This window comes from Bradyrhizobium macuxiense (genome assembly GCF_007993935.1).
Classification (GTDB): domain Bacteria; phylum Pseudomonadota; class Alphaproteobacteria; order Rhizobiales; family Xanthobacteraceae; genus Bradyrhizobium; species Bradyrhizobium macuxiense_A.
This window is the reverse complement of the sequence record NZ_VITY01000004.1, coordinates 471,954-487,936: the sequence shown is the minus strand read 5'-3', so window position 1 is coordinate 487,936 and position 15,983 is coordinate 471,954. Positions and strand designations below refer to the sequence as shown.

Here is a 15,983-nt window from a genome sequence, read left to right as displayed (position 1 = left end):
GGCTACGCCTTCGCCTTCCTCCGCCCGAGTTGCCACAGCGCCAGATTCCAGGCGATGCAGGTGGCGAGTGCGCAGCAAAGGCCGATCGGCGAGCCGAAGTGCAGCACCGCGATGTGCAGCACGGCGATGCCGAGGCCGAAGCCGAGCAGGCCCCAGGCGCTGTTGGCGAGCACGGCGGCGGTGGCCGGGCCGCCGATCCGCGGATGCAGGATCAGCATCATCGAGGAGAACACGATCGGAAACAGCGCGATCACGCCGGTGACGCGCGGCCCGACCCAGGTCGACGCGGTGACCACGGTGCCGACCAGGCTCGCGACCAGCGCGGCACGCAGCGGAATGTCGTACCAGCGCCGCGCGATCAGCGGCATTTTCGCGACGTGCCGATACGGCTTGAGCAGCGGAATGCAGATCGCGAACGCAATGGCATTGAGGATCAGCCCGCCGGCCAGCGTCCACGCGAACTGACGGATGATGGTGCCGAGCACGAGCCACAGTGCGATCGCGCTTCCCGCGCTGATCGACATGCTGAAGCGCTGCGCCAGCACGGCATAGGTGAGGCCCATGAAGATCGTCGCCGCATTGACCGGCAGGCTCGACAGCGCGCCCTCGGCGATGAAGGCGGCGTCATGATCGAGCGCGAGGAAGGTGTAGGACGGCCCGGCCGAGATCGGCAGCGTTGCGATCAGCGCGCCGATCACCGGCCCCGACCGCTCCGTGATGATGGACGCTGAGACCACGAACGCGGCCGCAACCGCCATGCGCAGCACGAGGAGCAGGATGAAGTGGAGGTCGGGGGACATTCTGCGTCATCCCGGCGAAGGCCGGGATCCATAACCACGACTATTCGTGTGGAGCGAAAGCCGTCGGACGGCGCGGCTTGAACCGAGAGGGCACGGCGTATGGGTCCCGGCTCGCGTGCGCAATTGCGCACTAGGCCGGGACGACACCGGTTAAGGCAGCTTAAACCCTCACCATCGTCACGGTCACCTTCGGGCCGTTCTTGATGGTCTGATAGACCACGCAGTAACGCTCGGTGAGTTTCAGCAACAGATCGAGCTTGTCCTGCGGCGCGTCGGTGCCGACGTCGAAGCGGAGGCGGATCTCGCGGAAGCCGACCGGGGCCTCCTTGTCGACGCCGAGCGTGCCGCGGAAATCGAGATCACCCTCGGCGAACACGTTGCCGACCTTCAGCGGCACCTCGACCGCGGTCGCGACCGATTTCAGCGTGACGCCGGCGCAGGCGACCAGCGCTTCCAGCAGCATGTCGCCGGAGCAGAGCTCGAGCCCGGAGCCGCCGGTCGCAGGATGCAGACCGGCGACCGCGAGCGCGCGGCCGGTTTCGACCTTGCAGGCAAGGCTCTCGCTGTCGATCGTACCCTTGGCCTTCAACGTGATCACGGCGGCCTGGGGATCGGTCTTGTAACGCTCCTTGATCGGAGCCTGCATTGCGCGGAGTTCGGCGGAGTCCATGGGTCTGCTCCCGGCTATTCTTCTTAGCCTTCGGATGTAAGGCCTTATAGCGCCGATGTCACCACCACATCGCCTCGCCGGCACTGGATTTGTCCGTGACGTCCCGCACCGAACGGTCCAGCGAGCGGTCGAGCGCGGTCAGCACGCGGCGCTTGAAGGTATCGAACAGTTCCGATTTGCGATCACGCGGCCGCGCCAGGTTGATGGTGATCTGCTCGAACAGCCGCCCCGGCCGCGGCCGCATCACCAGCACACGGTCGGCCAGCACCACGGCCTCGTCGACGTCATGGGTGACCAGGATCAGGGTCGGCCTTGTGTCGGCCCAGAGATCGAGCAGGTGGTCCTGCAGATCGCGCCGCGTGAAGGCATCGAGCGCCGAGAACGGCTCATCGAGCAGCAGCACTTCGGGCTGCGGCACCAGCGCGCGGGCAATCGCGACCCGCTGCGCCTGTCCGCCGGAGAGTTCGCGCGGCCAGGCAGCTGCCTTATCAGTGAGGCCGACGCGGGCGAGCGCCGATGCAACCCGCTCGGCCCTCGCATCGGCCGCAAGATCGGCCAGGCCGAAGCCGATATTGTCGGCGACGCTGAGCCAGGGCAGCAGCCGCGGTTCCTGAAAGATGATGCCGATCTTGGCGTGCGGCGAAGTGATGACGGCATTGTCGAGCGTCACGCTGCCGGTGCTGGCGCGATCGAGCCCGGCGATGGCGCGCAGCAGCGTCGACTTGCCGCAACCGGAGCCGCCGATGATCGCGATGATCTCCCCGGGCGAAATCTCGGCCGAGAAGCGCTCCAGTGCGTGGACGCCGTTCGGATAGGTTTTGCCGACCTCTTTGAGTGCGAGCATCACTGCCCTCCCCGCGCGCCGAACGCGTCCTGCCAGCGCAGCAGCGGTGCCGCGGCGACCTCGATCAGCCAATCGGTCAGCTTGCCGAGGATCGCGAAGATCACGATCGCGGCGAGGATCTGCGCCGGCTTGCCGAGTTGCTGGCCGTCGAGCAGGAGATAGCCGAGGCCCTCGGAGGCGCCGATCAGTTCGGCCGCGACCACGAACATCCAGCCCAGGCCCAGCCCGACCCGCAGCGCCACCACATAGGCCGGCAGCACCGCCGGCAACAGGATGCGGCGGATCATCGCCGGTCCTGACAGGCGGAACACCCGCCCGACCTCGACGATCTTGCGATCGACCGACAGGATCGCGCCCATCACGCCGAGATAGATCGGAAAGAACACCCCGACCGCGATCAGCGCGACCTTCGAGGTCTCGAAGATGCCGAGCCAGAGCACGAACAGCGGCACCCAGGCGAGCGAGGGGATCGCGCGCAAGGCCTGCACGGTCGGATCAAGCAGCCGCTTGGCGAAATCCCAATACCCGGAAATCGCGCCCATGACGGTGCCGGCGACGACGCCGAGCGCAAAGCCCGCGCCGACGCGCCACAAGGTCGCGAGGATATGCCGCGACAGCTCGCCGCTCCTGGCGAGCTCGACAATGGTCTGGAACACCTTCGACGGCGGCGGCACCAGGCGGCCGTTGGAATAGCCGAGATAAACCACCAGCTCCCAGCCGAGCGCACACATCACCGGCACCAGAAGCCCGAGCGCCGGCCGCGCCAAGCGCGACCACCGCGCCGGCGCCGCACGCGGCGCGGCCGTCTGTTCCAGCGCGGGCAGGTCAACGGTCATGGCCATAGCAAGAACTATTCTTCGCGCTGGATTGCAAGGTGGGGGCAGCCCGGCTTCATCCCGTGTCGTCCCGGCTTTCGCCGGGACGACGGAGAGTAATTGACGACGGCGGTTAGTTCGTCGGCAGCGGGACCTGGTCGTCGATCAACGCATCCAGCGCGGCCTTCACGTCGGTCTTGGCGTCGATCACGCCGGCCTGCTGCAGCGCGAGACCGGCGGCGAGGATGGATTCCCGCTGCGGGGCGCCGATCCGGCTATGGGTCAGCTCGGTGCGTTCCTTGAGCTGCTTGTCGACCACGGCGTCCGGCAGCTTGGTCACCGCGATGAAGGTCTTTTTCAGCTCGTCATAGTTGGCGAGCGAATATTTCCGCGCCTCCTCATAGGTCGCGAGCACGCGGCGGACGATATCCGGATGCGCCTTCAAAAACTCCTCGCGAACATTGAGAATGCCCCAGGTGTTGGCGTCGGCCTTGCGGTAGAACAGCTTGGCGCCCTCCTCGACCTCCGCCTGCGCCATCATCGGGTCGAGGCCGGCCCAGGCGTCGACGTCGCCGCGGATCAGCGCGGTCTTGCCGTCGGCGTGCTGCAGCAGCACCGGCGTGATGTCCTTTTCGGTCAGCCCGGCGCCGAGCAGCGCGCGGACCAGGAAGATGTGCGGGTCGGTGCCGCGCGTCACCGCGACGCGCTTGCCCTTGAGGTCGGCGACGGACGCGATCTTGGAATCCTTTGATGTGACCAACGCGGTCCATTCGGGGCGCGAATAGACATAGATCGACTTGATCGGGTTGCCGTTGATCCGGGCGACCAAAGCGGCCGAGCCCGCGGTCGAGCCGAGATCGATCGACCCGGCATTGAGGAATTCGAGCGCCTTGTTGGAGCCGGCCGACTGTACCCAGACGATGCTGATGCCGTCCTTGGCGAATTCCTTCTCCAGCAGGCCCTTCTGCTTCAGGACCATCGACACCGGATTGTAGGTCGCCCAGTCGATCCGGATCTCCTTCACCGCGTCGGCAGCGAGGGCCGCGCCGGGCAGGAATGTCGAGACCGCGAGCAGCGCAGCGAAGGCGCGCCGGGAAAATTTGTGCATTCGTCGACCTCCTCGATCAGATTAAGAAACAATCTTTTAATTCAATGAGTTAGCCTTGCGGTCAACGAGAAAATCTCTACCCTTTACGCGACGGCGCGAGAACGATCTTGCCCGAAGCGCCGCCAGGAAAGCATGGAGCTGCTGTCGTCATACTTTGGTCCGTGACAGCAACAGCTTCGTCCGATATCGGATGAACGTATGGACAGCGTCGTAGCCGAAGTCCGCCCTGAGGCGGATGACCGTTTCGAGACCGAGCGGATCACCGCGGCGGTCAATGCACTCGCCGAACAGCATGCCGGCCGCGAGGACCAGTTCCGCGCCGCGATGGCGCAGCTGCTCAAGGCCGAGCTGATCGCGGCGCGCGCCACGGCGCAGGCGCTGCTGCTGAAGGACCGCCACGGCCGCCGCTGCGCCGAACGGCTCTGCTTCGTGCAGGACGAGATCATCCGTATCCTCTATGCCGCGGCGACAAGGCATCTCTACCACTCGCCGATCCCCTCGGGCGCCGAGCGCATGGCCGTGGTCGCGACCGGCGGCTATGGCCGCGGACTGATGGCGCCGGAATCCGACATCGATCTTTTGTTCATCCTGCCCTACAAGCAGACCGCCTGGGGCGAGCAGGTCGCCGAAGCTATCCTCTATTGCCTCTGGGACATGGGGCTGAAGGTCGGCCACGCCACGCGCTCGGTCGATGAATCGATCCGCCAGGCGCGCGGCGACATGACGATCCGCACCGCGATCCTGGAAACCAGGTTCCTGACCGGCGACCAGCCGCTCTATGACGAGCTGGTCGAACGCTTCGACAAGGAAGTGGTGCAGGGCACCGCGTCGGAATTCGTCACTGCCAAGCTCGCCGAGCGCGAGGAGCGGCATCGCCGCGCCGGCCAGTCGCGCTATTTGGTCGAGCCCAACGTCAAGGACGGCAAGGGCGGCCTGCGCGACCTGCACACGCTGTTCTGGATCGCCAAATACGTCTACCGCGTGCGCGAGACCGATGAGCTCTTGGAACGCGGCGTGTTCGACGCGCAGGAATACCGCACCTTCCGCCGTTGCGCCGACTTCCTGTGGTCGGTGCGCTGCAATCTGCACTTCTTCGCCGGACGCGCCGAGGAGCGGCTGTCGTTCGACATGCAGCGCGAGATCGCGGTCCGGCTCGGCTACACCTCGCATCCCGGCATGCAGGACGTCGAGCGCTTCATGAAGCACTACTTCCTGATCGCGAAAGACGTCGGCGACCTCACCGCGATCCTGTGCGCCAAGCTCGAGGAGGAGCACAACAAGCCGGCGCCGGTGCTGAGCCGGATGGTGGCGCGGCTGCGGCCCGGCACCAAGCGGCGGCGGGTTAACGGCAGCGACGACTTCATCGTCGACAACAACCGCATCAACCTCGCCGCGCCCGACGTGTTCAAGCACGATCCGGTCAATCTGATCCGGATCTTCCGCCTCGCCCAGCAGAACAACCTCGCCTTCCATCCCGATGCGATGCGCACGGTGACGCGCTCGCTGAAGCTGATCAACACCCAGTTGCGCGAGAACGACGAAGCCAACCGCCTGTTCATGGAGATCCTGACCTCCGACAATGCCGAGGTCGTGCTGCGGCGGATGAACGAGACCGGCGTGCTCGGCCACTTCATCCGCGCCTTCGGCAAGATCGTGTCGATGATGCAGTTCAACATGTACCACCACTATACGGTGGACGAGCATCTGCTGCGCTGCATCGGCTTCCTGCAGGACATCGAGCGCGGCGGCAACGAGGAGTTCACGGTCGCCAGCGACCTGTTCCGCAAGATCCGCCCCGAGCACCGCCCGGTGATCTATATCGCGACGCTGTTGCACGACATCGCCAAGGGCCGGCCGGAGGATCACTCGATCGCCGGCGCCAAGGTGGCGCGGCGGCTATGCCCGCGGCTCGGCTTCTCCGCCGCCGACACCGAGCTGGTGGCGTGGCTGATCGAAGAGCATTTGACGATGTCGACGGTGGCGCAATCGCGCGATCTGTCGGACCGCAAGACGATCGAGAATTTCGCCGCCGTGGTGCAGTCGGTCGAGCAGATGAAGCTGCTGACAATCCTGACCACCGCGGATATCCGCGGCGTCGGCCCCGGCGTATGGAACGGCTGGAAGGCGCAGCTGTTGCGCACGCTGTATTACGAGACCGAGCCGGTGCTGACCGGCGGCTTCTCGGAGGTCAACCGCGCCCAGCGCATCGCGGTGGCGCAGGCCGAATTCCGCCGCGCCTTCACCGAATGGCCGGAGGCCGAGCTCAACGCCTATATCGGCCGGCACTATCCGGCCTACTGGCTCAAGGTCGAGCTGCCGCGCAAGATCCGCCAGGCACGCTTCATCCGCGCCAGCGAGCAGGCCGGCCACAAGCTCGCGATCAATGTCGGCTTCGACGAGATCCGCGCCGTCACCGAGCTCACGATCCTGGCGACCGACCATCCCTGGCTGCTGTCGATCATCGCGGGCGCCTGCGCCTCGGCCGGCGCCAACATCGTCGACGCGCAGATCTACACCACGACCGACGGCCGTGCGCTCGACACCATCTCGATCTCGCGCGAATACGATCGCGACGAGGATGAGGGTCGCCGCGCCACAAGGATCGGCGAGATGATCGAGCACGTGCTGGAAGGCAAGCTGAGGCTGCCCGAGGCGGTGGCGAAGCGCGCGGTGCGCAGCAAGACGCGGCCGTTCATCGTCGAGCCCGAAGTGACCATCAACAACCAGTGGTCCGACCGTTACACCGTGATCGAGGTCTCCGGCCTCGACCGCCCCGGCCTGCTCTACCAGCTCACCACCGCGATCTCGAAGCTCAACCTCAACATCGCCTCCGCCCACGTCGCGACCTTCGGTGAACGCGCCCGCGACGTGTTCTACGTCACCGATCTGCTCGGCGCCCAGATCACCGCGCCGACCCGGCAATCGGCGATCAAGAGCTCGCTGCTGCACCTGTTGTCGAGCGAGGACCAGGCCGCGAAGCCGGCGGCGTAGATCGAATCGTAGGGGGCGCATAGGCCTGTCCCGTCATCCTGAGGAGGCCGCGGAGCGGCCGTCTCGAAGGATCGACGGCCCGGCTATTGTAGAACGAGTCGGAGTACGCGGAAGCGTCCGGGCCGTTCACCCTTCGAGACGCGCGTTCCGCGCTCCTCAGGATGACGGAATGGAAAGCGCTCCGACCAAAGGAGCGACGCCGCGAGGTCCGACAGCTTGGCCCGTGATTCGGGACGCTTCCGAAAAGACTGAGCCCGGAATCCATCAGGGCTAGAGGGGACTGGATTCCGGGCTCTCACGGAGGCTGTTATCGGACCCGTCTGCGCGACCCTGGCGTGAGCAGCCATCGCTCCGGTCCGGCAGCCTGCCGGGGCTAACTCCTGGGGTGGCCTACGATGCTTGATCCGGCGCGCCTGCTTGCGCCTGCAGCGCTGCCAGGCTCGCACCAAGCAAGGCCAGGTAGCTCGCCTGACAGATCACGACGCCCAAATCGAAGACGTCGAGCAGATCGATCCAGGATTGATCGGCCGGCACGCTCGCGACCTGCTTGCCACCATCGATAACGGTCGGCTGAAAGCTGCGCTCGGGCCTCTGACGCGTTGCCTCGTGCCCGGCATCTTCGGAGCAGAGGATCAAATGCAGGCGCCTGTTGGGCATTTCAATCTCCCGTCTCTGATTGGCGATTGCCGAAGCCCGGAAACCTCTACTGTCATCGAGTTACCCAATAAGCGTAGTCACCGGGAAGAAACGGGCCATTGAACGGAGGTTGATCCGGCCGTTACATTCGGCTGGGGAGGACCATACTTAGGTTTAGTCGCAACCTGGACCTGAGTGCGTCTGCGCGCTTCGCCTTCCGCGCGATCTCTCACGCGCGTGAATCGCCAAAGGCCCGCATGATTTCGTCCGGACGCCGGTAAAGCTGCTAATATCAAGCCTGTTAGGAGGGCGACGTTGTCGCCGCTGATGATAGCGGTCACCTAGCGACGCAGCGCGGCCCGTGACGGCCAAGTGCTGGTGCTGCCGATGATGCCCAACCCGACCACGAGGTCCTGGTCCGCCGAACAATGGCTGCTCGGCGGCATGGTGCTGGCCTTGGCCGCAACCTGCATCGGGCTGGTGCTTGGTCCGCAGCCTGCAGCGTCCGCCCATCTGGTTGCCCTCGCGCTGCTCGTCGCGTCGCTGACCGCGACATTGCTGATGATGCGCCTGGTCGGCCGCACCCGCAGGCAGATGGAGGCCATGCTGCGCGGCCGGGCCAGCGGCGAAGAACGCGCGATCGAGGCGCTGCGCAACAGCGAAGCGCAATGGAAAGAGGTGTTCGAGCACAACCCGGTCATGTATTTCATGGTCGACGCGACGGGCCTCGTGCTGTCGGTCAACACGTTCGGCGCGGCACAACTCGGCTACACCGTCGACGAATTGCTCGGACAATCCGTGCTGCGGGTGTTTGCCGCCGAGGAACAACAAATGGTCCTGCGCAGCGTCGCCGCATGCCTCGACAACATCGGGCAAACCCGCAGCTGGGAAATCCGCAAGGTCCGCAAGGACGGTTCCAGGCTTTGGGTCCGCGAGAATGCCAAGGCGGTGCGGCGGCTGGACGATCAGCTGATCGTCCTGATCGCCTGCGAGGATATCACCGAACGCAAACACGCCGAGAATGCGCTGCAGCAGAGTGAAATGTACCTGACCGAGGCCCAGCGATTGAGCCATACCGGCAGCTTCGGCTGGCATGTCGCCAGCGGCGAGATCATCTGGTCGGAGGAAACCTTCAGGATATTCGAGTTCGACCGGGTTCCATCGATCAAGCATGGCACGGTCCTTCAGCGCGTCCATCCTGATGATCGCGATCGCGTGCAACGGACCATCGACCGCGCCTCGCTCGATCGCAAGGATTTCGAGCACGGCTACCGCCTGTTGATGCCCGACGGGGCGATCAAATATGTCCATGCCAGGGCGCATGCGGTGACGAACATGTCGGGCGACACCGAATTTGTCGGAGCGGTCACCGACGTCACGGCGCGCAAGCTGGCCGAGGCGAAATTGCACGAAGCGCAGACCAACCTTGCGCATGTCACGCGCGTGACGGCGCTCGGCGAGCTTGCCGCATCGATCGCCCATGAAGTGAACCAGCCGCTTGCCGCCGTGGTCACCAACGCCGCGGCCTGCCTGCGCTGGCTCGACCGGGCGGCTCCCGATCTGAATGAGGCGCGCGGAGCGGTGAGGTCGATCATCAGCGACGGCAACCGGGCGGGCGAGGTCATCCAGCGCGTCCGCGCGCTGGTGAACAAGACCACCGATCAGAAGGCGCCGCTCGACATCAATGAGGTCATCAACGAGGTGATCGGCCTGGTGCAGCATGAACTGCAGCGCCACCTGATATCCCTGCGGCTCGACCTCACTCCCGCGCTCCCGCCTGTGGTCGCCGACCGCATCCAGCTGCAGCAGGTCATCCTCAACCTGGTCCTCAACGGCATCGAGGCGATGCAGCCGGTCGCGGAGCGGCCGCGGGAGCTCGTGATCCGGACCCGCCATGACGACGATGCCGGGCAGATCCTGGTCACGGTCACCGATTGTGGCGTCGGGGTTGCGACCGGGAATGCCGACCGGCTGTTCGACGCCTTCTACACCACCAAGACCAGCGGCATGGGAATGGGCTTGTCGATCTGCCGCTCGATCGTCGAAGCCCACCAAGGCCGCCTGTCCCTGGTCGAACAGATCGGCCCCGGCGCGACATTCCAGTTCACCCTGCCATTGCATCAGGAGGAGCATGCATGGTGACCGGGCGCGCGGCATCGCCTCCCACTCAAGCCAACGCCGAGGATCCGATCGTCTTCGTCATCGACGACGACGCGTCGGTGCGGGACGCGCTGAGCAATCTTTTCCGGTCGGTCGGCCTGCGAACCGTGACGTTCGGGTCGGCCCATGAATTTCTGCAGCACAAGCCGGCGGATGTCCCGAGCTGCCTGATCCTGGACATCCGGCTGCCCCGGCTGAGCGGCCTCGACTTTCAGGCAGAGCTGGCGAAGGCCGGCATTCATATTCCGATCATCTTCATGACCGGTCATGGCGATATCCCGATGACGGTCAGGGCCATGAAGGCCGGAGCGGTCGACTTCCTGACCAAGCCATTCCGCGATCAGGACATGCTGGATGCCGTTACGACAGCGATCGACCGCGACAGAAGCCGTCGCGATGAGGCCAAGGTTCTCGCAAACCTCCGCGGCGCCTTCGCGACCCTGACGCCGCGTGAGCGTCAGGTGATGACTCTCGTCACGGCCGGACTGATGAACAAGCAGGTTGCCGCGGAAATCGGCGTGGCCGAGATCACGGTGAAGATCCACCGCGGCCAGATCATGCGGAAAATGGCGGCGAAGTCGCTGCCCGATCTGGTCAGGATGGCCGAGATCCTCGGGATCGGACGGGCATCCGGCGGGGCGCAAACCTAAGTATGATTCTCCGGCCCCGATTGGCGACGCACTGTGCGCCGCATCATCGCACAAACCAAGCCCTATCCGACCGTCCCCGGGAAGACCTCCTTGTCCAATCCGCCAGTGATATCAATCATCGACGATGACGTCTCGGTTCGCACCGCGACCCACAATCTCGTCAGGTCGCTGGGCTATGCGGTCGAGACCTACGCGTCGGCCGAGGAATTCCTGCACTCGCCCCGCCTGAACGACACATCCTGTGTGATCACGGATGTCAGGATGCCGGCGATGAGCGGGCTCGACCTGCAGAGTCACCTGATTGCCAACGGACAGCGCCTTCCGTTCATTTTCATCACAGCCTTCTCCGTCGAGAACGATCGCGCCCGAGCCCTGAAAGCAGGAGCGATCTGCTTTCTGGTCAAGCCCTTCGACGGGGACGTTCTGATCAAATGCCTCGATACCGCCCTCGGCCAGCGCGACGCCGCGACGAGCGATTGAGTTCAAATCAGGCATGAGCGGACCGGTATACGCAAGGATGATGCCGCCAAACATCTGGACAAGTTGTGCAGGCGCGGCCGTGGCGCGAGATTTCGCGTCGCCGCTCTTCACCGGCGGCAAGGACCACGTCAGACATTTTGAATGGCAAATGGCAATTCCTCGGAGGGAGGTCGCCATGCGTGCGGAACCGCGCTGTGCCCAATGCGACAGCGAAGAGCCCAAGATCATCTGTTTGCGAAATCCGGCGGGTGAACGCTACTGCGGACGCCTCTGCCTCTACCAAGGTCAGGCGAACTTCATTCGCTGGCTTACGCGTTCGAATGCCGAGGCCGCGTCATGACAGGCCGCTGCGGGAATCCGGGATGCAAGCGGCCGTTCGGGTTGATCCGGCATAGCTGGCACTTCGAGCAATTTTGTTCGGTGAAGTGCCGCGAAATCTACAAGCGGCAATTGGAGCGCAACAGGGCCTATTGGAAGTGGCTGTATCCCTTCGCCAGGACCTGCGGCCCATCGAAGAAATTGATCTGACGACAACGGCCAACAACGCTCAAAGGAGACGTCATGACGACGGTCGATGCGATGCTGGTAGGAGCGATCCTCGCATGGGTGCCTTCGCTCATCGTATTTCTCTATATCGTGCGCGACCTGCGAAGCATGCCCAGCGAAGATCTCGATTGAGCGCCTCACGGGCAGACGCCACTAAATCTCCACGCCCTCGTGGCGCAGCAGCCAGCGCTTGCGCTCGAGGCCCCCGCCGTATTTGACCAGCGAGCCATTGGCGCCGATCAGGCGGTGACAGGGCACGACCACGCTGATCGGATTGGAGCCGTTGGCATGGCCGACCGCGCGCATCGCGTTCGGCACTTTCAGCCTCACAGCCAGCGCGCCGTAGCTCATGGTGGTGCCGTGAGGAATCTTCGGCAGCGCGTGCCAGACCTTCTGCTGGAACGGCGTGCCGGCGACGCGCCATTCGACATCCGCGAGCCGATCGAGATCGCCGTTGAAATAATCGCCGAGCGCCTTGCGCATCGCGGCCGGGGCGCTTCCGTCCCGCAGCGTCACGGCACCATAATGCAGCCGCAGCAGGTCGAGCATGCGTCCTTCATAGTCGTCCCAGTCGAGCGCGCGCAGCACGCCGTCATCATCGGTCACCAGCAGCGCGGTGCCGATCGGGGTCTTGAGGCGGTCGAGGTTGAAGGTCTGGGCGGTCTTGCGGTCGGCCATGGTCGTCACTCTGTAAGCAGCGTGTTCGGCATACAATTCACCGCCCGCGTGCTAGCGTCCACCCGAATTCCGGTTAGGGCGTTTTCGAGCGAAGCCCGTCCCGCACTAGATGCGGGATGGACACCGGTTCGCGTGAAGGAAACGCGTCAAAATAAGAATCTAGAGCTTCGGTTCTGATTCAATCAGAACCGAGGCTCTGGGGGGACCGAATATGCTTGTGCTTGCCAATTTTCTGGTCGCGGTGGTGGCCGCGCTGCACGTCTATTTCCTTGTGCTCGAGATGTTCCTTTGGACCAAACCGCTCGGGTTGAAGACCTTCCGCAACTCGATCGAGAAGGCAACCGACTCGGCGGTGCTCGCCGCCAATCAGGGGCTCTACAATGGCTTCCTCGCCGCCGGACTGATCTGGGGCCTCGTGCAGGGCAACGCCGCCTTCGCGTTCCAGATCAAGACATTCTTCCTGCTCTGCGTGATCGTCGCCGGCGCCTATGGCGCCGCCACCGTCGGCCGCCGCATCCTTTATGTGCAGGCGGCACCGGCTGCGCTGGCACTGATCCTGCTCTGGCTTGCCTAAAGCGCGGACGCGCTTTTGGTTTTCTGAGCATGATCCGCTCGGAAAACCGCTTCACACTTTTCCGGATCATGCTCGAACGCGACATCGCGCGCAGGGCGCCCTGCCTTGCAATGCTCAGGGCGTTCCTCCATCATCCCTGACAACGGTGACATCCGCTGGCCCACCGCTTGCGGACAAGATCACCGGCAACATGGGAGGTCACGGACATGAGGAGCGTGCAATTGCTCGCTGCGACAGCGCTTGCCATCGCGTTGTCGGTTACATCGGCCGCCGCGCAGAAGAAATACGACATCGGCGCCACCGACACCGAGATCAAGATCGGCCAGACCGTGCCGTTCTCGGGCCCCGCATCCGCCTATGCCGGCATCGGCAAGACCCAGGCGGCCTACCTCAAGATGATCAACGACCAGGGCGGCATCAACGGCCGCAAGCTGAACCTGATCCAGTATGACGACGCCTATTCGCCGCCGAAGGCGGTCGAGCAGGTGCGCAAGCTCGTCGAGGGCGACGAGGTGCTGTTCACGTTCCAGATCATCGGCACGCCGTCAAATGCCGCCGTGCAGAAATATCTGAATGCCAAGAAGGTACCGCAGCTGCTCGCCTCCACCGGCGCCTCGCGCTTCTCCGATCCGCAGAACGCGCCGTGGACGATCGCGTTCAACCCGAACTACCAGTCCGAAGGGCGCATCTACGCCAAATACATCCTGGCGAACCACCCGAACGCCAAGATCGGCATCTTCTACCAGAACGACGATCTCGGCCGCGACTACATCACCGGCCTGAAGAGCGGGCTCGGCGACAAGGCCGCGAGCATGATCGTCGCGGAAGTGTCCTACGAGCTCACCGATCCGACCGTCGATTCCCAGATCGTCAAGCTGAAGGCCGCCGGCGTCGACCTGCTCTACGACGCGTCGACGCCGAAATTCGCGGCGCAGGCAATCCGCAAGGTCGCGGATCTCGACTGGCACCCGGTCCACATCCTCGACATCAATGCAAGCCCGGTGTCGGCGACCTTGAAGCCGGCCGGCCTCGACATCTCCAAGGGCATCATCTCGACCAATTACGGCAAGGACCCCGCCGATCCGCAGTGGAAGGACGATCCCGGCGTGAAGGCCTATTTCGCCTTCATGGACAAGTATTATCCGGAAGGCGACAAGCTCAACACCGTCAACACCTACGGCTATTCGACGGCCGAGCTCTTGATCCAGGTGCTCAAGCAGTGCGGCGACGACCTCACCCGCGAGAACCTGATGAAGCAGGTGACCAGCCTGAAGAAGTTCGTGCCGTCACTCGCGCTGCCGGGCATGTCGATCACCACCGGACCGAACGATTATCGCATCAACAAGCAGATGCAGATGATGAAGTTCAACGGCGAGCGCTGGGAGCTGTTCGGCCCGATCATCGAGGACACCGGCCCGGCGGGCTAGGTCAAACGGCGCAGCTCTTGCCACGTGTCGTCCCTGCGAAAGCAGGGACCCATACTCTGCGGCGGGAATTGTGAACGGGACTCGTCATTTCGGCGTCCGCCAACAATAACCATGTGTGGTTATGGGTCCCTGCTTTCGCAGGGACGACGCTGAGTGTGCAGCTCCCCCGCTACGCCCTTCTTTTTGCGCCGCCCCCTACTTTCGTTGACTGAAATCGCTCACCTTTTCGGCATTGGTCGTCTTGCGTCGCAGCAAGCGTTCCGCCAGTATCCCGGCCCAGCGATGGCGACCGCGGACCTTGAACCCGCGGACAAGATCATCGGCCAACATCAGTCACGTGAGGGAAACAGCATTATGAGGAACGGGATTTTCCACCTGGTCACGGGAACGGCGCTCGCGATCGCGCTGTCTGCAACGTCGGCCTCCGCGCAGAAGAAATACGATCCCGGCGCGAGCGATACCGAGATCAAGATCGGCCAGACCGTCCCCTTCTCCGGACCGGCCTCCGCCTACGCCTCGATCGGCAAGACCCAGGCGGCCTATTTCAAGATGATCAACGATCAGGGCGGCATCAACGGCCGCAAGATCAATCTGATCCAGTATGACGACGCCTATTCGCCGCCGAAGGCGGTCGAGCAGGTGCGCAAGCTCGTCGAGAGCGACGAAGTGCTCTTGACCTTCCAGATCGTCGGCACGCCGTCGAACGCCGCGGTGCAGAAATATCTCAACGCCAAGAAGGTGCCGCAGCTGTTCGCGGCCACCGGCGCCTCGAAGTTCACCGACCCGAAGAACTTCCCCTGGACGCTCGGCTTCAACCCGAACTACTTCGTCGAAGGCCGCATCTACGGCCAGTACATCCTGAAGGAGCATCCGAACGCCAAGATCGGCATCCTCTATCAGAACGACGACCTCGGCAAAGACTACCTGAACGGCATCAAGGCCGGCCTCGGCGACAAGGCCGCCAAGATGATCGTGGCCGAAGCCTCCTATGAGGTCTCCGACCCGACCATCGATTCCCAGGTGATCAAGATCAAGGATGCGGGCGCCGACCTGTTCTTCTCGGCCTCGACGCCGAAGCAGGCCGCGCAGGCGATCAAGAAGATCGCCGAGCTCGGCTGGCACCCGGTCCACATCGTCGACATCAACGCCACCTCGGTCGGGGCGGTGCTGCAGCCGGCGGGCCTCGAAGCCTCCAAGGGCCTGATCTCGACCAACTACGGCAAGGATCCCGCCGATCCGCAGTGGAAGGACGATCCGGGCATGAAGCGCTATTTCGACTTCATGGCCAAATACTATCCGGACGGCGACAAGAACTCGAACTTCAACACCTATGGCTACTCCACCGCCCAGCTGATGGTGCATGTGCTGAAGCAGTGCGGCGACGAGCTGACCCGCGAGAACGTGCTGAAGCAGGCCACCAATCTGAAGAACGTCGACCTCGACATGACGCTGCCCGGCATCAAGGGCAACACCACGCCGAACGACTATCGCGTCAACAAGCAGCTGCAGATGATGCGCTTCAATGGCGAGCGCTGGGAGCTGTTCGGCCCGATCCTCGAGGACGCCGGCCCGGCGGGTTAGTGTTCGTGCAGGTTTGACATGCA

The 15,983-nt window shown here is 64.0% G+C and carries 14 protein-coding genes; 7 read left to right on the top strand and 7 right to left on the bottom strand.

What is annotated here, in order from left to right; translation table 11 throughout:
- Positions 1–2: 2 nt before the first annotated feature.
- The 5 genes from FBZ93_RS13525 to FBZ93_RS13505 all read right to left on the bottom strand — a co-directional run bounded on the left by FBZ93_RS13525 (position 3) and on the right by FBZ93_RS13505 (position 4,237).
- Complete coding sequence (locus tag FBZ93_RS13525; RefSeq protein ID WP_146986426.1) at positions 3–800, bottom strand: hypothetical protein; 798 nt, start codon at positions 798–800, stop codon at positions 3–5.
- 160 nt (positions 801–960) lie between these two features.
- The gene (locus FBZ93_RS13520) at positions 961–1,470 is read right to left on the bottom strand and encodes an OsmC family protein (RefSeq protein WP_146986425.1); all 510 of its coding nucleotides are present in this window, start codon (positions 1,468–1,470) and stop codon (positions 961–963) included.
- A gap of 58 nt (positions 1,471–1,528) precedes the next feature.
- The gene (locus tag FBZ93_RS13515; RefSeq protein ID WP_146986424.1) at positions 1,529–2,314 is read right to left on the bottom strand and encodes an ABC transporter ATP-binding protein; all 786 of its coding nucleotides are present in this window, start codon (positions 2,312–2,314) and stop codon (positions 1,529–1,531) included.
- Positions 2,314–3,150: an ABC transporter permease gene (locus FBZ93_RS13510; RefSeq protein ID WP_146986604.1), complete on the bottom strand. Its 837-nt coding sequence runs from the start codon at positions 3,148–3,150 to the stop codon at positions 2,314–2,316. Before FBZ93_RS13510 ends, FBZ93_RS13515 begins: the two co-directional genes overlap by 1 nt.
- 112 nt (positions 3,151–3,262) lie before the next feature.
- On the bottom strand, positions 3,263–4,237 hold the full coding sequence (locus FBZ93_RS13505) for an aliphatic sulfonate ABC transporter substrate-binding protein (protein WP_146986423.1): 975 nt from the start codon (positions 4,235–4,237) through the stop codon (positions 3,263–3,265).
- A 198-nt stretch (positions 4,238–4,435) separates the two neighbouring features.
- Between FBZ93_RS13505 and FBZ93_RS13500 the strand changes: the two genes are divergently transcribed.
- Complete coding sequence (locus tag FBZ93_RS13500) at positions 4,436–7,228, top strand: [protein-PII] uridylyltransferase (protein ID WP_146986422.1); 2,793 nt, start codon at positions 4,436–4,438, stop codon at positions 7,226–7,228.
- A gap of 390 nt (positions 7,229–7,618) precedes the next feature.
- On the opposite strand, the gene FBZ93_RS13495 is transcribed toward FBZ93_RS13500, so the two are convergent.
- The gene (locus FBZ93_RS13495; RefSeq protein WP_146986421.1) at positions 7,619–7,885 is read right to left on the bottom strand and encodes a hypothetical protein; all 267 of its coding nucleotides are present in this window, start codon (positions 7,883–7,885) and stop codon (positions 7,619–7,621) included.
- Positions 7,886–8,236: 351 nt separating this feature from the next.
- Between FBZ93_RS13495 and FBZ93_RS13490 the strand changes: the two genes are divergently transcribed.
- The 3 genes from FBZ93_RS13490 to FBZ93_RS13480 are packed head-to-tail and all read left to right on the top strand — an operon-like array spanning position 8,237 to position 11,154.
- Positions 8,237–10,006 carry a PAS domain-containing sensor histidine kinase gene (locus FBZ93_RS13490; RefSeq protein WP_246667462.1) on the top strand — a complete coding sequence of 590 codons (1,770 nt, stop codon included), beginning with the start codon at positions 8,237–8,239 and terminating at the stop codon, positions 10,004–10,006.
- Positions 10,000–10,674 carry a response regulator transcription factor gene (locus tag FBZ93_RS13485; protein WP_146986420.1) on the top strand — a complete coding sequence of 225 codons (675 nt, stop codon included), beginning with the start codon at positions 10,000–10,002 and terminating at the stop codon, positions 10,672–10,674. Before FBZ93_RS13490 ends, FBZ93_RS13485 begins: the two co-directional genes overlap by 7 nt.
- Before the next feature lie 33 nt (positions 10,675–10,707).
- Positions 10,708–11,154, top strand: a complete 447-nt coding sequence (locus FBZ93_RS13480; protein ID WP_433995408.1) for a response regulator transcription factor — start codon at positions 10,708–10,710, stop codon at positions 11,152–11,154.
- Between the two features lie 699 nt (positions 11,155–11,853).
- Here FBZ93_RS13480 and FBZ93_RS13475 read toward each other — a convergent pair.
- Entirely contained in the window at positions 11,854–12,378 is a 525-nt protein-coding gene (locus FBZ93_RS13475) for a methylated-DNA--[protein]-cysteine S-methyltransferase (RefSeq protein WP_146986419.1), read from the bottom strand.
- Positions 12,379–12,589: 211 nt separating this feature from the next.
- Here FBZ93_RS13475 and FBZ93_RS13470 point away from each other — a divergent pair, with 211 nt between their 5' ends.
- The 3 genes from FBZ93_RS13470 to FBZ93_RS13460 all read left to right on the top strand — a co-directional run bounded on the left by FBZ93_RS13470 (position 12,590) and on the right by FBZ93_RS13460 (position 15,960).
- Complete coding sequence (locus FBZ93_RS13470) at positions 12,590–12,952, top strand: DUF1304 domain-containing protein (protein WP_146986418.1); 363 nt, start codon at positions 12,590–12,592, stop codon at positions 12,950–12,952.
- Between the two features lie 206 nt (positions 12,953–13,158).
- Positions 13,159–14,379: an ABC transporter substrate-binding protein gene (locus FBZ93_RS13465; RefSeq protein WP_050426139.1), complete on the top strand. Its 1,221-nt coding sequence runs from the start codon at positions 13,159–13,161 to the stop codon at positions 14,377–14,379.
- Positions 14,380–14,733: 354 nt separating this feature from the next.
- Positions 14,734–15,960: an ABC transporter substrate-binding protein gene (locus FBZ93_RS13460; protein ID WP_146986417.1), complete on the top strand. Its 1,227-nt coding sequence runs from the start codon at positions 14,734–14,736 to the stop codon at positions 15,958–15,960.
- Positions 15,961–15,983: the final 23 nt, after the last annotated feature.

Bases quoted from the DNA above. Each gene is read 5' to 3' on its own strand.
- FBZ93_RS13525 (WP_146986426.1), bottom strand. From the start codon at position 800: ATGTCCCCCGACCTCCACTTCATCCTGCTCCTCGTGCTGCGCATGGCG.
- FBZ93_RS13520 (WP_146986425.1), bottom strand. From the start codon at position 1,470: ATGGACTCCGCCGAACTCCGCGCAATGCAGGCTCCGATCAAGGAGCGT.
- FBZ93_RS13515 (WP_146986424.1), bottom strand. From the start codon at position 2,314: ATGCTCGCACTCAAAGAGGTCGGCAAAACCTATCCGAACGGCGTCCAC.
- FBZ93_RS13510 (WP_146986604.1), bottom strand. From the start codon at position 3,150: ATGACCGTTGACCTGCCCGCGCTGGAACAGACGGCCGCGCCGCGTGCG.
- FBZ93_RS13505 (WP_146986423.1), bottom strand. From the start codon at position 4,237: ATGCACAAATTTTCCCGGCGCGCCTTCGCTGCGCTGCTCGCGGTCTCG.
- FBZ93_RS13500 (WP_146986422.1), top strand. From the start codon at position 4,436: ATGGACAGCGTCGTAGCCGAAGTCCGCCCTGAGGCGGATGACCGTTTC.
- FBZ93_RS13495 (WP_146986421.1), bottom strand. From the start codon at position 7,885: ATGCCCAACAGGCGCCTGCATTTGATCCTCTGCTCCGAAGATGCCGGG.
- FBZ93_RS13485 (WP_146986420.1), top strand. From the start codon at position 10,000: ATGGTGACCGGGCGCGCGGCATCGCCTCCCACTCAAGCCAACGCCGAG.
- FBZ93_RS13475 (WP_146986419.1), bottom strand. From the start codon at position 12,378: ATGGCCGACCGCAAGACCGCCCAGACCTTCAACCTCGACCGCCTCAAG.
- FBZ93_RS13470 (WP_146986418.1), top strand. From the start codon at position 12,590: ATGCTTGTGCTTGCCAATTTTCTGGTCGCGGTGGTGGCCGCGCTGCAC.
- FBZ93_RS13465 (WP_050426139.1), top strand. From the start codon at position 13,159: ATGAGGAGCGTGCAATTGCTCGCTGCGACAGCGCTTGCCATCGCGTTG.
- FBZ93_RS13460 (WP_146986417.1), top strand. From the start codon at position 14,734: ATGAGGAACGGGATTTTCCACCTGGTCACGGGAACGGCGCTCGCGATC.